Origin of the sequence: Paenibacillus sp. PDC88 (genome assembly GCF_900106725.1) — a bacterium.
Classification (GTDB): Bacteria; Bacillota; Bacilli; order Paenibacillales; family Paenibacillaceae; genus Paenibacillus; species Paenibacillus shunpengii.
This window is the reverse complement of sequence record NZ_FNNT01000006.1, coordinates 383,837-399,258: the sequence shown is the minus strand read 5'-3', so window position 1 is coordinate 399,258 and position 15,422 is coordinate 383,837. Positions and strand designations below refer to the sequence as shown.

General features: G+C 48.8%; 13 protein-coding genes and 1 riboswitch. Of the genes, 11 read left to right on the top strand and 2 right to left on the bottom strand.

Features of this window, described 5'->3' with window-relative positions:
- Nucleotides 1-118 precede the first annotated feature (118 nt).
- Complete coding sequence (locus BLW49_RS19680) at nt 119-3,415, top strand: DEAD/DEAH box helicase (RefSeq protein ID WP_090726332.1); 3,297 nt, start codon at nt 119-121, stop codon at nt 3,413-3,415.
- An 84-nt stretch (nt 3,416-3,499) separates the two neighbouring features.
- Here the strand turns inward: BLW49_RS19680 and BLW49_RS19675 are convergent, their stop codons facing one another.
- Together BLW49_RS19675 and BLW49_RS19670 are read right to left on the bottom strand one after the other, a co-directional pair.
- On the bottom strand, nt 3,500-3,736 hold the full coding sequence (locus BLW49_RS19675; RefSeq protein ID WP_076312214.1) for a DUF896 domain-containing protein: 237 nt from the start codon (nt 3,734-3,736) through the stop codon (nt 3,500-3,502).
- A 97-nt stretch (nt 3,737-3,833) separates the two neighbouring features.
- Nucleotides 3,834-4,484: a LysE family translocator gene (locus BLW49_RS19670; RefSeq protein WP_090726330.1), complete on the bottom strand. Its 651-nt coding sequence runs from the start codon at nt 4,482-4,484 to the stop codon at nt 3,834-3,836.
- 121 nt (nt 4,485-4,605) lie between these two features.
- Nucleotides 4,606-4,728: riboswitch (TPP riboswitch) on the top strand.
- 154 nt (nt 4,729-4,882) lie between these two features.
- Between BLW49_RS19670 and BLW49_RS19665 the strand changes: the two genes are divergently transcribed.
- From BLW49_RS19665 to BLW49_RS19620, 10 genes are all read left to right on the top strand, one after another.
- Nucleotides 4,883-5,491: a YkoF family thiamine/hydroxymethylpyrimidine-binding protein gene (locus BLW49_RS19665; protein ID WP_090726328.1), complete on the top strand. Its 609-nt coding sequence runs from the start codon at nt 4,883-4,885 to the stop codon at nt 5,489-5,491.
- Between the two features lie 3 nt (nt 5,492-5,494).
- Entirely contained in the window at nt 5,495-6,073 is a 579-nt protein-coding gene (locus tag BLW49_RS19660) for an ECF transporter S component (RefSeq protein ID WP_090726326.1), read from the top strand.
- A complete protein-coding gene (locus BLW49_RS19655; RefSeq protein WP_177178800.1) occupies nt 6,073-8,781 on the top strand; it encodes an energy-coupling factor transporter ATPase in 2,709 nt (902 codons plus the stop codon). Before BLW49_RS19660 ends, BLW49_RS19655 begins: the two co-directional genes overlap by 1 nt.
- 176 nt (nt 8,782-8,957) lie before the next feature.
- Nucleotides 8,958-10,007 carry a Delta(5) desaturase DesA gene (locus BLW49_RS19650; RefSeq protein ID WP_076312209.1) on the top strand — a complete coding sequence of 350 codons (1,050 nt, stop codon included), beginning with the start codon at nt 8,958-8,960 and terminating at the stop codon, nt 10,005-10,007.
- Between the two features lie 130 nt (nt 10,008-10,137).
- A complete protein-coding gene (locus BLW49_RS19645; protein WP_076312629.1) occupies nt 10,138-11,259 on the top strand; it encodes a sensor histidine kinase in 1,122 nt (373 codons plus the stop codon).
- 17 nt (nt 11,260-11,276) lie between these two features.
- A complete protein-coding gene (locus tag BLW49_RS19640; protein ID WP_076312208.1) occupies nt 11,277-11,876 on the top strand; it encodes a response regulator transcription factor in 600 nt (199 codons plus the stop codon).
- Between the two features lie 252 nt (nt 11,877-12,128).
- The gene (locus BLW49_RS19635; protein WP_371264591.1) at nt 12,129-12,818 is read left to right on the top strand and encodes a pectate lyase; all 690 of its coding nucleotides are present in this window, start codon (nt 12,129-12,131) and stop codon (nt 12,816-12,818) included.
- A 175-nt stretch (nt 12,819-12,993) separates the two neighbouring features.
- Nucleotides 12,994-13,743: a methionine ABC transporter ATP-binding protein gene (locus tag BLW49_RS19630; RefSeq protein WP_076312207.1), complete on the top strand. Its 750-nt coding sequence runs from the start codon at nt 12,994-12,996 to the stop codon at nt 13,741-13,743.
- Nucleotides 13,744-13,817: 74 nt separating this feature from the next.
- Complete coding sequence (locus tag BLW49_RS19625; protein ID WP_076312627.1) at nt 13,818-14,447, top strand: methionine ABC transporter permease; 630 nt, start codon at nt 13,818-13,820, stop codon at nt 14,445-14,447.
- A 31-nt stretch (nt 14,448-14,478) separates the two neighbouring features.
- Entirely contained in the window at nt 14,479-15,336 is an 858-nt protein-coding gene (locus tag BLW49_RS19620; RefSeq protein ID WP_256209846.1) for a MetQ/NlpA family ABC transporter substrate-binding protein, read from the top strand.
- Nucleotides 15,337-15,422 lie beyond the last annotated feature (86 nt).

Here is a 15,422-nt window from a genome sequence, read left to right as displayed (position 1 = left end):
TTTTGCTGTACATCAAATTTAGGAAGAGACTTATGAAGTGAAACTGTCGCGCATTAATGGTATCATTGCAGTTACAAGAATTGAAACGTGAAGGCCAGAAGGAAGGTAACAAAGCGACATGACGACAATGCTGAATCGGAAGAAAATTAAACTGCTGTGCGGCAAGAAGTTCTATGAACGTGGTGAGGAATACTATAATGCGGGCATGGTTGGTGTTACGCTATCGGACGCATCGGCTGGCAATTTTCAGGCGGTAGTTAAAGGCGGCGGCAAAAATAAATATGATGTCTCGATCCATATGAATGCCGGAGGCGATGTGGAAGCGCAGTGCACTTGCCCTGCCTACACCAATTACAATTATTATTGCAAGCATATTGCGGCTGTCCTTCTTCAGATCAGCGAGATGCAGCAGGAGGGGCGGATTGAAGTGAAGTCATACCCTTCGTTGCTTCATCCCGAGACCGTCGTTCCAGAGGGACGTTTAACCCCGCGCTTCCACAGAGAAGCGAGTGAGGAGCAGCTTATAGAGGATGTGCTTGCCCTCTTCAGCAGCACGAGCCGAGTGAGTCCGGCAGCCAAATATATTATGGAGACAAGGGAGCCTCTTCGCATAGAGTACTTGATCAGGCCTGTTCCTTACGGTTTGAATAAGCAGATGATCGGGCTGGAGATGAAGCTTGGAGCGAAGCGCTTGTATATCGTTCAGCAGATGAAGCAGTTTCTTAGCCGGATGCAGCATGGGGGATCGTATGTCTTCTCGAAAAATTTTACTTATAACCCCGAAGCTCATTATTTCAGACCTCATGACGAAGCGGTGTTGAAAGAGCTCATCCAATTGGAGCGTCAGGAGGAGATGTATCACGAATCGATTAACTCTTATCCCGGACGTGGCAGAAATCAGGACAGGCTGCTGCTGATACCTCCGCTGGCATGGGAGCGAATCGCGCCCCTCCTTCAGAAAGTACCAGAGGCATATACGCAGCAGGAGGAGCAGATCTTCAGCGGCGTATCCTGTACAGACAGCCTGCTGCCCCTGGATTTTGAATTTACGAAGACGGACACAGGCGCAGGCTATGAGCTGACGGCTATGGGGATTCGCGATGTACTGATCCTGCCGGAATATCGGATGGCGTTAAAGAACGGTATTTTCTACAAAATGTCGGAGGAATCCGTCAGCCAGATCGCGGGATTACAGGAGAAGCTCTCACGTGTTCATATTCCCAAGCTTACGATACCTGCCAAACAGATGAGCCCTTACATGGAGAAGGTCGTTCCGGGTCTGATGCGGCTTGGGCGAGTGCACCTGGCAGAGGAAGTGTCCAGCCATATGATTCAGGTGCCGCTGAAAGCAAGGCTGTATCTGGATCGCGTTCGGGACAAGCTGCTGGCGAGTCTCGAGTTCCAGTACGGAGATGTCGTGATCAATCCGCTGGAGGAGAAGGCAAGGCTCCCAGAGAACAAGATCATTATTCGGGATAAGCCGCAAGAGGAACAAATTATCCGGCTCATGCAAACGAGTGATTTTACCCAGACGGAATCCGGATATTACCTGGAGAATGAGGATGCGGAATTTGATTTTCTGTATTACACGATGCCTCAGCTTGAGCAGCTGCTGGATGTGTATGCCACTTCAGCGGTGAAGGTAAGGGTAATGTCCGAGCCGATTGCTCCAAAGATTCATATGGATATGGATGAGCGTACCGACTGGATGGAATTTAAATTCGATATTAACGGGATACCCGTGAATGAAATCAAGCATGTGATCGAGAGCGTGGAAGCCAAAAGAAGATACCATAAGCTGTCGAATGGGGCGCTCATGCCCTTGTCAGCACCTGCCTTTCAAGAGATAGTGAGACTCATGAACGATATGGGCTTTCGCAAGGGAGAGATCGAGAACGGAATCATGAAGCTTCCAGTCGCTGCAGGACTCCGTGTGATGGACCGGGATCTGGGAGACCAAGTACAGTTTGGCAGCAGATTGAAGGAATTCATGGAGAATCTCGCCCATCCTGAACATATGGATTTCCCTGTTCCTGCCCGGCTGGCTCCTATTCTGCGAGACTATCAGAAGCAGGGATATCAATGGATGAAGACGTTAGCCTCCTACCGGTTTGGCGGTATTCTGGCAGACGATATGGGACTCGGCAAAACGCTGCAGAGCATCACCTACATCGTGTCTGAGCTTCAATCCATTCGAGAGCATAAGCAGCCTGTGATGATCGCAGCGCCTGCCTCTCTTATTTACAATTGGAAGAATGAGCTTGAGAAATTTGCGCCAGAGCTCACGACCGTCATCGTAGACGGAAGCAAGACGGAGCGGCTGAAGCTCATCCGCGAGCACACGGCAACGGATGTACTTATCACATCTTATCCGCTTCTGCGTATGGATGCGGAAATGTATGGAGAACGGCATTTCCATGCTTTTATTATGGATGAAGCGCAGGCGTTCAAGAATTATGCAACACAGACCGCACATGCGGTAAAAGCGATAAATGCGAGACACCGGTTTGCACTTACCGGGACACCAATCGAGAACAGCCTTGAAGAACTGTGGTCCATCTTTGACGTTGTATTTCCGGAGCTGTTCCAGGGGCGAAAAGCCTTCAACGAGTTATCAAGAGAAGCTATTGCCCGTAGAATTCGTCCATTCCTGCTGCGCAGAGTCAAGGCCGATGTTCTTGCGGAGCTGCCGGAGAAGATCGAGTCCTTGCACACTTCCGAGCTGCTGACCGAGCAGAAGAAGCTCTATGTTGCCTTTTTGGCCAAGCTGCGTGCTGAGACCGTGAAGCATCTGAGCGAGAAGCAGTTCGACAAGAATCGAATCAAGATTCTGGCCGGCTTGACCCGGCTAAGACAGCTGTGCTGCCATCCAGGGCTGTTCGTGGAGGGCTATCAGGGCAGCTCAGCGAAATTTGAGCAGCTGATGGAGCTCATCGAAGAAAGCCGGAGTGCAGGCAAAAGGGTGCTGCTCTTCTCTCAATTTACTGAAATGCTGGGCATCATCGGCAGGGAGCTCGGAGCTCAGGGTATTCCGTTCTTTTATCTGGATGGACAGACACCAGGCCAAGAGCGTGTTGAAATGTGCCAGCGCTTTAACGAAGGGGAGAAGGATTTCTTCCTTATATCGCTCAAGGCCGGCGGTACGGGACTTAACTTGACGGGGGCTGATACTGTCATTTTGTATGATCTGTGGTGGAATCCTGCGGTAGAGGAACAGGCAGCGAGCCGGGCACACCGGATGGGACAAAAGAATGTGGTTCAGGTTATCCGGCTGGTGAGCCGCGGAACCGTAGAGGACAAAATGTACGAGCTTCAGCAGCGCAAGAAAAATCTCATTGAAGAAGTGATTCAGCCTGGACAGGAATCCTCATCCGCCTTAAGTGAGGAAGAAATCCGCGAAATACTAGCGATCTAGCATGGATAATCCTGCATAAAAGAAAAGGATAGAATCGGCACATACCCGCTGTTGAACGGGTACTCGATTCTATCCTTTTTTACTTTAGTTCAGCTTGGATTTATCCTGTTGCTGCTCGAGCTTGAGCTTCTCTGGTGTAACGTCGTCTCCATTCGGATCTACAATGGTCAGTCCGGATATGGTGGACAATACCTGTCCGCGGATGGCCTTCAAATATTCCTCACGAAGTGCCTTCTGTTCGGTGATTTCCTCCGGTGTAAGGCCTTCCTTCTTCTGTTTACGACTCAGCTCATTGATTCTATTTAATGAAGGGATCTCCATGGTATCAGCCTTCCTTTCAAGCTACATTGTATCCTGACAGTTTACTGTATGATACGGCTTATTGCAACCCGAAGGGTAGAAGATAGGCTGTTATCTGCTACTCTACAGCTTTGGTTCTGAGCAGCGTAATACTCATTGCAATAAATATGAACCCTGTAGCTTTGTTAAGGATCGTCTTCATCTTGACGTTATTTCTCAGTTTACCCGTTGCTGTGGACGAGAAGGCGGCGATCAGGATGCTCCAGATTCCTCCGGTCAAGCAATATGTAAGACCAAGCACTACAAAAGGCAGTGGCGAAGCATCGCTGCCCGGGGCAATAAATTGCGGCATAAATGCGAGAAAAAACATGGCGACTTTAGGATTGGTTACATTCGTGAAGAGGCCTTGCGTAAATATTTTGGAATTCGATAACTCGGAAGGCATATCTGCAGGTCCACCATGAGACTTAGCCTTAGGCGATGCCTTGTCGATCAGCATTCGAATGCCGAGATACGCTAGATAAATTGCACCTATAACCTTGATGACATTGAACAGAACAGCAGAGCTCATCAAGATCACGGATAAACCGAACGCAGCAAGCAGTGTATGCACAACGCCCCCCGCGGTAATGCCAAGCGCCGAAACAATGCCCGCCCGCTTCCCCTGAGCCACACTTCTGCCAAGAACATACATCGTATCAGGCCCTGGCGTAATATTGAGCAGGATGGACGAGATCAGAAATACTTCGAAGTTAATAATACCCAGCATGTGGAGCCCTCCTTTGTTGTAAATATCATAATTCATGTTTAACAATTTGTGTAGACAATCGAGTCTTTACAAAACAGGAGAAAGCAGTATAATGGGTTACGATTGGAACAGCATAATCGAAATACAGCACTAGGGGTGCCTTTACTGGCTGAGAGACCAATACGTCGATGATATGGACGATGGCGGTTAACCCTTTACACCCGATCTAGATCATACTAGCGTGGGGAAGTGCGGGGATATGAAATGATATAGGCCCGGAACCGGCATCTGATCTGGACATAAGCTTCAGTTCAGACGAAACCATATTCTGGGCATCACATTTTATTGAGCTGCACTCACTTAGGGGTGCAGCTCTTTTTTGTGTTGTTTCAACAATTCAAACTTGAGGAGATGGAGAAATGAGTACAGAAGTATGTGGAACAAGTCGGATTGTGGGCTGTCGTTTTTCACTGTATCCGATGAGTGATCGATTTGTTGATATTATTCTGGGTGCAATCCAAGAGGCGGATACCTCCAAGGTATGGACAGAGACCGGTGATGTAAGTACCTGCGTACGCGGCAGGCTTGAGCATGTTTTTGACGTTATGAAGGCGATTTATCTGCATGCAGCCAAGACAGGCGAGCACGTAGTGTTCAGCGGCACCTTCTCTATTGGCTGTCCGGGTGATTCGGCGGGTGATGTGTACATGTCAGAAGATGCCGTTCGGATGAATGAAGATATGATCTCCTCCATCCGTATCGAAGGAGCAGCGGAATATGCCTTATATGCTCTCGGAGAGCCGGAATACATGAAGAAGATTGCGAACGTCGTTGATATTGCGAAGAAGGATGGCAGCTACGGCGGAGGTATTCATTACGCTACACGCTTAGAAGGGGATGTACATACCATTTTTAAGACACTGGAGCAGTCCTTTGAAGTGACGCAGGAATCGGTGTCCCATGTCGTAATGACCGTAACGCTGTCCTGCAACAGTCCTTCTAATAAGAAGCAAGGGGAGGCGGAATAACGTATGGGAGCCTGGAAGCTGCGTGACATTATCGTATTAAGCTCATTGTCCGTTGTTTTTGCCGTCATTTATCTCGTGTTCTTACAGATTGGAAACCTGCTCACCGGTGTCATGGGACCGATGGGTTATGAGGTGATCTTCGGAATCTGGTTCATTGTCTCGATTATTGCTGCGTACATTATTCGCAAGCCAGGGGCGGCCTTTCTGTCCGAAACCATTGCAGGCATTATTGAAGTACTGATTGGAAACACGACGGGTCCCATTCTTATCGTATCGGCGATGATTCAAGGTCTTGGAGCAGAAGTGGTCTTTGCAGCGGTTCGTTATCGTAAGTATTCGCTGCCCGTCTTGATGCTATCAGGAGTAGGGGCAGCAGTGTTCAGCTTCGCCTGGGGCTACTTCCGATCCGGCTTTGCTGCATTATCACCCGAATTTGTAATCGCAATGCTGGTGGTTCGGATCATCAGCGGAGCAATTCTGGCCGGTCTGCTCGGAAAATGGATTGCAGATGCGCTGGTTCGTACGGGTGTGCTGCGGAGCTTCCCGGTTGCCAGAGCAGCAGCCCGGTCACACAAAGCATAATGGTACTCCAAACACATAAAGATCGGCCGGCTGATGAGACACTTAGATCTTCTGCTGCCATTGAAGTGAGAGATTTGACTCTTCAATATGAGGAAGAAGCTCCGCTTGTATTAAATGGGATCACATTCGACTTGATTCCAGGTGAGATGCTGCTGCTCCTGGGACCTAGCGGGAGCGGCAAGAGCTCGCTCGCGCTGTGTCTGAACGGAATTTATCCGCAAGAGATCGAGTGTCTGGTTACGGGAAGCGTCAGGATATGGGGCAGGCCGATGGTAGAGCAGAGTGCAGCATTGCATGCGCAAGCTGTAGGGATTGTCTTTCAAGATGTCGACAGCCAGTTCTGTATGCTGACAGTGGAAGAAGAGGTTGCCTTCTGCTTGGAAAATGTGGAATGTCCACATGAGAGGATCCGCAGCCGAATGGATGAAGCGCTTGAGATGGTTGACCTGCTGCCGTACAGAACGGCTCAGATTCACACACTCTCCGGCGGCATGAAGCAGCGTCTGGCGATTGCCTGTGCACTCGCGCTTCGCCCCGGCATCCTTGTGCTGGATGAGCCGACGGCCAATCTTGACCCGGTGGCTACTCGTAATCTGGCTCAGCTCATCTCATCACTTCGCAAGAAGCATGGAATAACAGTGCTCCTAATCGAGCATCAGCTGGATGCCTGGATGGCAGACATCGATCGTATTGCGCTAATGGATCACGAAGGGCGGATATGCCGAATGGATGAACCAGGCATGTTTTTTTCCATGCATCACGCTGAACTGGAGCGAATGGGGATATGGGTGCCTGGTCCAGTGACCCTGCAGCGGCAGCTAAGTGAATGTGTACCGGGATCGACTGAATTTCTTCCACTCACCGCTGAAGAGCTCATCAATTACTGGATATCACGTCCTGCGCCTGAGCAAGGGCAGGTTAGTCAATACTTGCGGGAGAGGGCTGAGCAACCTCTGTATTCTAGAGGAGAGGAGAGACGTGTTCCTGTGCTGGAGGCACATGGATTGACATTCTATCGACACGATCGGCCTGTCATTCAGAATGTCACTCTGCGGGTAAGAGCAGGTGAATTCATCGCCATAACCGGACCGAACGGAGCAGGGAAATCTACGCTTGCCGGGCTTCTGTCCGGATTGCTCACACCTAAGGAGGGACGGGTGCTTGCTGGCGGAGAGGATATGACTCTGCTGCCGGAGTCTGTCATCCGCAAGCGCGTCGGCCTCGTCTTTCAGCATCCCGAGCATCAGTTCGTTACGGATAAAGTGAGCGAGGAACTCGCATTTGGACTGCGCCTGCAGGGCAAGTCCGCAGAAGAGGTTCAGCTGAGGACAGCAGAGCTTCTAGCCGAGTTCCGGCTGTCCCACCTTGCAAATTACAGTCCCTATGCACTGAGTCAAGGCCAGAAACGAAGGCTCAGCGTAGCAGCGATGCTTGTGGAAGAACAGCAGGTGCTTATATGTGATGAGCCCACTTATGGACAGGATGCCTATGCATCTCTAAGGCTGCTTGAAGCATTGAAGGCCAGAGTCCGGCAAGGGCTTACGGTCATTATGATTACACATGATATGGAATGGGTCCGCGCTTACGCTACCCGTGTGATTGTAGTGATGGATGGAAAGATAGAGCTGAATGACAGACCTTCAGCACTGTGGCACTGGCCTGAGGAGCGACTTGCCGAGGCGAAGCTGGTGCTGCCGCTTGAGGTACAGCTGGCAAGAGCGTTAGACACGGACACTAGCATCCGAACGGAGAAGTTCCCGAATACAGCTGAAGCCCCTGTCCATCATTCAAGTGTGAACGAAGCACTTACAAGTTCAGACGAACCACTTACAAGGACAAACGAAGCAAACGCAAGCACACTCGAAGCTGGAAGTGCAGTGAAATCAGCCGGGAGTGCTTCCGATCCTGCTCAGCGCGGCGGCTGGAATCTCCATCATATGAATCCAAGTATCAAGGCTCTAGCCGTCACCCTTGGCGTCGTTCTGTTGTCCTTCGCCTTTGATCCCGTCACGCAGCTAAGCGCCTTAATGGTAACGATACTGCTTACGGCATGCTTTGGTCAGGTATCCTGGCGCAGATGGGTGCTGCTGTTTGCACCATTCTTGATCATGGCCCTCGGCTATGTATGGACAGCGATTGTCTTTCCCAGAGAGAGCATCGTTATGAATGATGAAGTATGGATCAGGATCGGCGGATTTGAGGCGGGACGAGAAACGGTGCTTACCGCTCTGTCTCTCGGGCTTCGTACGCTCACCTTCTCTGCGCTTTCACTCCTGTTCATTCTTACGACAGATCCGGTGAAGCTGATGTTTAGCCTGATGCAGCAGTGCAGGCTGTCTCCGAAGCTGGCTTACGGGATTATGGCGGGATATCGCTTCTTGCCGCTGTTCCGGGAAGAGCTGGCGACCATGCAGCAGGCTCACCGTATGCGAGGGATTCAGCGGGAGAAGGGTATTCGCTTTATTCTTCACGCGTTCAAGAGGTACTCGATTCCGCTGCTGGCCAGCAGTATCCGCAAATCCGAGCGAGTAGCCGTTGCCATGGTATCCAGAGGATTCACGGGGAAACGCCATCGTGATTTTTATTTGAAGCTTCAGGTTAGGTGGCAGGATTGGACTTTTCTATGCGTATTGCTCGCTGCAATCTCTATATGTTTTATTCTCGCTGATCAGCTTGGTTATTTGGAGTGGTATGGAGGACAGCTGTAAGTGGATCAACATGCGAAATAGGAGAATACATGACATTTGTCATACTCATGAGTTGACATTTATGACTTCAAGGGCTGACATTCTTCTTTTACAATGGAAGGAGAATAAGGACACGAGTCCAGAGGATCGTTAAGCATCAATTCCTGTACCTGTCCTGCTGTGAAGGAGACGATGTCATGTCTGCATCATTTAAATCCCAATTGAAAAAGGAAGTGGCTCCTTACGAAAAAACGGAGCTCAAATCAAGCATCATCCAAATGGTAAATACGCTTATTCCTTTATTTGTGCTTTGGTATTTGGCATATGCAAGTTTGTCGGTATCCTACTGGCTCAGCTTGCCTATAAGTTTGATTGCTGCCGGTTTTGTCATTCGGACATTCATCATATTTCATGACTGCTGTCATGGTTCTTTCTTCAAAAATAAAAAAGCAAACAACATTGTGGGTACGCTGACCGGTGTGATCTCACTTACCCCTTATATGCAATGGAAATACAGTCATTCGGTGCACCATGCCTCCAGCGGTAATCTGGATAAACGGGGAATCGGCGATATTTGGATGATGACTGTCACCGAATATAATGAATCACCGTGGTATACCAAGTTCTATTATCGTGTCTATCGTAATCCAATCATTCTGTTCGGGATCGGCCCGATCGCGGTGTTCTTGCTGCAATATCGATTTAATCGGCGCGGCGCTAAGCGCAAGGAACGCTTAAATACGTATTTGACGAATCTGCTGATTGTAATTGTATACGCGCTGCTTATTCTGGCCATCGGCTGGAAGGCATTCCTGCTTGTACAAGTGCCGATATTCTATTTTGCAAGCATGCTTGGCATTTGGCTGTTCTATGTTCAGCATACCTTTGAGGATTCCTATTTCGAGAATGAGGATGAATGGTCTTATATTCAAGCTGCTGTAGAAGGCAGCTCCTATTACAAGCTTCCGAAGCCGCTGCAGTGGATTACGGGTAATATCGGATTCCATCATGTCCACCATCTGAGCCCGAGGGTGCCAAACTACCATTTGGAAGAAGCACACAATGCCACTCCGCCTTTGCAGCAAGCAACGACGATTACCGTCCTGGAGAGCTTCAAGGCCATGAGATTCCGATTGTGGAACGAGGATATGAAGAGATTTGTTACGTTCAGGCAGTACAAGAAAGGGCAGCGTCTTAAGGAGCGTGCTCAGCGCGAGCTCGCAGAGAAAAAGGCAGCAGCTATTTAAATAGAAAGCATAAGACTTCAATGCTTATGGTAAGATGACTATAGATAATCATATCTGTAGTCTTTTTATTATTGGGATTGCAGCGGATGATGAACTCTCGGAAATGAGCAGGTGAGCTTAAATGAACAGCATGCATCGCTGGCAGGATATGTTCCGCAAGAATACGGGTCTGAACCCGTATGTATGGCTGGTCTGTTTTATATTGCCGTTTTATTTTATTATCGGATCTTCTTCTAAGGGATATGTAGTATTTGGTGTTCTGCTGATCATCATCTTCTTTGCTTCAAATCTGCTTGGCCTTGTGATGAGGGGATGGCCAGTATATATCTGGTATGGTGTGCAAATTGCGATTTCGGTGACGATGGCGATCATCTTTGGCTTTGTTTATTTTTCGCTGTTTCTGGCGTTCTTTATCGGGACGATTCAAAATAAGGCCGGGTTTATTACCCTCTATACCGTACACCTCGTAAGCACCTTTATTACGATTAATTACTCACTCGCTTCTGCGAATGAAGTGGTCATTAAGCAGCTCCCCTTCGTGTTGATTAGTATGATAGCTGTTATTCTGCTGCCTGTCAGCACCTATAACAAAAATAAACAAGATCGGCTCGAAGGCCAGCTGGAAAATGCCAACAAACGAATCTCTGAGCTCGTCAAGCTCGAAGAGCGGCAGAGGATATCTCGTGATCTGCATGATACGCTGGGGCAAAAACTGTCGCTCATTGGCCTGAAGAGCGAACTGGCGGGCAAGCTAGTTGTCCGTGACCCGAAGCGTGCACAGAGTGAGATGGATGATGTACGGCAAACGGCACGCACCGCACTGAAGGAAGTGCGCGAGATGGTCACCCAGATGAGAGGGGCGCGGCTGGAGGACGAGCTGTTTCGAATCCGTCAGATTTTGAAGGCGGCTGACATTGAGCTTCATATTGAAGGGGAAGAGCATCTAAGTGACCTCTCTTTAATGAACGAGAATGTGCTCGGGATGTCGTTGAAGGAAGCCGTAACCAATGTGGTGAAGCATAGCGAGGCAACCAGGTGTGTTATAACGATTCAACCTGAGCGAACCGAGCTGGCAGTCATCGTGAAGGATAATGGGCGAGGGATTGGAGACGCGGCTAAGAAGTCTCGTGGCAATGGGCTGCGGGGGATGAGGGAACGTCTTGAATTTGTGAACGGAAGTCTCCATATTGCGACACATGAAGGAACCGAGCTGCGTATTGCTGTGCCACATGCAGTACTCGCGGCAGAGTGAAATAGGGGTGAGTTATCTTGATACGAATCGTAATTGCAGAAGATCAGCGTATGCTGTTAGGAGCTCTCGCATCCCTCTTGGATCTTGAAGAGGATATGGAAGTGATCGGCAGGGCAAATAATGGAGAGGACGCAATCAAGCTCGTCCATCAGTATGAGCCGGACATTTGCATCATGGATATTGAGATGCCGGTCAAGAGTGGGCTGGACGCCGCAGAGGAAATCAAGGGCAGGGACTGCAAAGTCATTATACTGACAACATTTGCCCGTACAGGTTATTTTGAGCGCGCTCTAAAGGCAGGTGTCAGCGGATACTTGCTCAAGGACAGTCCCATTGAGGAGCTGGCTCAGACGATTCGAAGTGTCATGTCAGGAAGAAGAATTTATGCGGCTGAGCTGGTTGACGAAGGATATGGCGAGAAGAACCCGCTGACCGATCGGGAGAAGGCCGTGCTTGAGCTGATTGCAGATGGAAAGAATACGAAGGAAATTTCGGATGAGCTGTACATTACGACAGGAACGGTGCGCAATTATGTGTCGGTCATTCTGGACAAGCTCGGAGTCAGCAACCGGATTGAGGCCATCAAGCACTTTAAGGAAAAAGGATGGTTTAAGTAAAAAACACTTCTAATGATTATTGGTGTTACGGTGATATGCAGTATATAACCTCGCTTGTGAACTATCTGATAAAACAGTTATATAGAAGACACATGACTCTTAGATACTCATTAAATGAGCTAACTTGTCTAATGATTATTCCGGTACTTATAAGTCCTTTGATATGCTGGGACACACGATGCAAGTGAAGGTGCACATTCGCGCTGTATCGTGAGGACCAGTATTCAAATTCTAAGGATAAGGACGGGATGAATGATGAAGACAGTGTTGAAGAAGCGTTTAACGGGAGCTTTGTTGTCTACGACTCTGGTCGCGGCTGCATTTGGTATACTGCCAGGAAGTATGAATGCGGCTACAACCGTAAATGAAACCATTATTGTACCTGCGGGACAAACATATGACGGTCAGGGGCAGACCTTCGTAGCTAACCCGAATACGCTCGGGGATGGTGGACAAGGTGAAGGACAGAAGCCGGTATTCCGACTGGAAGCCGGAGCTACATTAAAGAACGTTATTCTCGGCGCACCTGCAGCGGATGGCGTACACTGTTATGGAAACTGTAATATTACGAATGTAACATGGCAGGATGTGGGTGAGGACGCATTAACCTTGAAATCCTCCGGAACGGTGAACATTACAGGCGGAGCAGCCTACAAAGCCTATGATAAAGTATTCCAAGCCAATGCAGCAGGTACATTCAATATCAAGAACTTCAGAGCCGACGATATTGGCAAGCTCGTTCGTCAGAACGGTGGAAGCTCCTATAAAGTAGTGATGAATGTGGACAGCTCGGATATTTCGAACGTTAAGGATTCCATTCTGCGAACAGACAGCAGCACATCCACTGGCAAGATTACGAATACCCGATATCATGATGTACCTACCTTATTCAAGGGCTTTGCTTCTGGAAACACGTCACAGTCAGGGAATACCCAATACTAAGGCTTAAGACTTTCAACATTTTGACCTGAAATGTTGAAAATGTATGAATTTCAAACTCATATATGCTATGATTTATAAGGTTGTATTTTTTGAAAAAGTGTTACACACGCTCGCCCGGGTCATGTATATCGAACCGGTGCGGGCTCTTTTATGATTAAGGAGGACTGAATTTTACGTGATTTCGCTAAGCCATGTCAGCAAGACATTCGGGGCAGGGCATCATGGCAGTGGCTTGACCGTCGTTGATGATGTGTCTCTTCATATTGAGCAAGGGTCCATTCACGGCATTATCGGAGCAAGCGGCGCGGGAAAGTCTACTCTTCTTCGTATGATGAATGTATTGGAAAGGCCGGATCAGGGACAAGTCTATATGGGGGATCGGGAGCTGACCCGGATGAAGGAAGGCGAACTGCGGGAAGCGAGAAGAAAGATCGGAATGATCTTTCAGCATTTCAATCTGCTGTCTAATCGAACCGTGCATGGGAATGTCGCTGTTCCGCTTGAGCTTGCTGGCGTTTCACGAGAGGAACGGAATCAGCGCGTTCAGGAATACTTACAGTTTGTTGGACTCTCAGACAAGGCCGCGCAATATCCGGCTCAGCTCAGCGGAGGGCAGAAGCAGCGGGTAGCCATTGCCAGAGCGCTTGCGAATAAGCCCCAGGTACTGCTCTGTGATGAACCGACATCTGCACTTGATCCGAAGACAACAGGCGGTGTGCTGGAGCTGCTGGAGCATGTCAACAGGGAAATGGGTATTACCATCGTGATTGTCACGCATGAGGTATCTGTTGTGGAGCGGCTGTGCCAATCCGTTTCCTTCATGGACTCGGGCCAGATCCTTCGGACCGTAAAGCTGGCTGAGGGTGCGCTGCCTCCAGATATGCTGGCCTGGTACGAGGAACAGGAAGCAGGTGACGAGCGTTGAGTGATTTTTTTACAGGACTCTATGATTATGTCGTTCATTTCTACCCCAATTATGTAGAGACCTATTCTTCTGAGATGTGGAAGTCGATTGGACAGACTTTTCTAATGGTCGGGATCTCACTGGCAGCAGCCATATTGCTCGGTCTTCCGCTCGGAACACTGCTGTATTTGACGCGCAAAGGACAGAAATATGAGAATCGGACACTATTTGGCATCCTCGACTCTATCGTTAACATTGTCCGGTCCTTTCCATTCCTGCTGCTGGTCGTCTTCATGATTCCTTTTACCCGGATGATTGTGGGGACCGCGCTTGGAACCGTCGCTGCTTCCGTACCGCTTGCCGTAGTGGCGATTGCCACTTATTCGCGTCTGGCAGAACAATCACTGCTTGAAGTGCCAAGAGGGGTTGTCGAGGCTTCCTCGTCTATGGGAGCGACACTCCCGCAGTTTATATTCAAATTCTTATTTGTTGAGGCACGTTCCGGCTTGGTTCGGGGTCTTACCACTTCAACCATCAGCTTCATCTCGTACTCGACCGTGGTCGGCGTTGTGGGAGGCGGTGGAATTGGAGATTTCGCCATTCGCTATGGATATCAAAGATATGAGACTGAGCTGATGGTGTTTACGATTTTGATCATGATTGTGCTTGTACAGTTGGTTCAGTATTTGGGTAATCTGTTATCGAGAAGCTTGGACAAACGCTAACTAATCAAACTTGGAAGGGAATTTGTAATTGATGAGAACATTAAGCAGCAAACGAGTTATGAAGTGGACAGGGCTCCTATTAATAGTGACAATAATGCTGGTCGCGGCGGGCTGCGGCTCGAATAGCGGCGATACAGCTGACAATAACGAAGGCGCATCAGGGGCGGGTGAATCCCAGACTCTGCGAGTGGCAAGCAGTCTTCCGGCCATGGTTGATATGATGGAAGCCTTGAAGCCAACCTTGAAGGAAGAAGGAATCGAGCTCGAGGTTGTGAACGTGTCAGATAACATTCAGCCTAATGATGCACTCAAGAATAAAGAAGTGGATGCGAATTTCTTCCAGCATCAAGTATTCATGCAGCAGTACAACGATAATGCCGATGCGAATCTTACGGTAGTCACTCCGATTTACCATATTATTTACGGCGGTTACTCCAAGAATTATGACAGTATTGATGCGCTTCCGGATGGTGCAACAATTGCCATTCCGAATGATCCGGCAAACATCGGACGCTCGCTTGCCATGTTTGACCAGAATGGGATGATCAAGCTTAAAGAAGGCGTCGGCACTGACGGACTTCAATCCGATATTGTGGAGAACCCGAAGAACTATAAGTTCCAGGAAGTGGATCTGCTGATGCTTGCTCGTGCATATGAGGATGTGGATCTCGTAACGATGTATCCTGCCTATGCGTCTCCTCTTGGCCTGACACCGAAGGATGCGATTGTAACAGAGGAAATGGATGAGAAATATGCGATTTCACTCGTTGCGCGCGAGGATAACAAGGATTCAGAAGCCATTCAAAAGCTGGCCGAAGTGCTTACCAGCGATGAGGCAAGAAAATATATTGAAGAGAAGCACCCGGATACAATGATTCCGGCGTTCTAATGAAACAGGAGGTCCCATCTAATGGGGCCTCCTTCTTTTTAGGATAGGTATGCTTTTCATTTTATTTACTCAAACTTTTTATTTCT

What these genes read in the sequence shown, in the direction of transcription:
- BLW49_RS19680 (WP_090726332.1), top strand. Translation starts at nt 119, where the DNA reads ATGACGACAATGCTGAATCGGAAGAAAATTAAACTGCTGTGCGGCAAG.
- BLW49_RS19675 (WP_076312214.1), bottom strand. Translation starts at nt 3,736, where the DNA reads ATGGAGATCCCTTCATTAAATAGAATCAATGAGCTGAGTCGTAAACAG.
- BLW49_RS19670 (WP_090726330.1), bottom strand. Translation starts at nt 4,484, where the DNA reads ATGCTGGGTATTATTAACTTCGAAGTATTTCTGATCTCGTCCATCCTG.
- BLW49_RS19665 (WP_090726328.1), top strand. Translation starts at nt 4,883, where the DNA reads ATGAGTACAGAAGTATGTGGAACAAGTCGGATTGTGGGCTGTCGTTTT.
- BLW49_RS19660 (WP_090726326.1), top strand. Translation starts at nt 5,495, where the DNA reads ATGGGAGCCTGGAAGCTGCGTGACATTATCGTATTAAGCTCATTGTCC.
- BLW49_RS19655 (WP_177178800.1), top strand. Translation starts at nt 6,073, where the DNA reads ATGGTACTCCAAACACATAAAGATCGGCCGGCTGATGAGACACTTAGA.
- BLW49_RS19650 (WP_076312209.1), top strand. Translation starts at nt 8,958, where the DNA reads ATGTCTGCATCATTTAAATCCCAATTGAAAAAGGAAGTGGCTCCTTAC.
- BLW49_RS19645 (WP_076312629.1), top strand. Translation starts at nt 10,138, where the DNA reads ATGCATCGCTGGCAGGATATGTTCCGCAAGAATACGGGTCTGAACCCG.
- BLW49_RS19635 (WP_371264591.1), top strand. Translation starts at nt 12,129, where the DNA reads ATGATGAAGACAGTGTTGAAGAAGCGTTTAACGGGAGCTTTGTTGTCT.
- BLW49_RS19625 (WP_076312627.1), top strand. Translation starts at nt 13,818, where the DNA reads ATGTGGAAGTCGATTGGACAGACTTTTCTAATGGTCGGGATCTCACTG.
- BLW49_RS19620 (WP_256209846.1), top strand. Translation starts at nt 14,479, where the DNA reads ATGAGAACATTAAGCAGCAAACGAGTTATGAAGTGGACAGGGCTCCTA.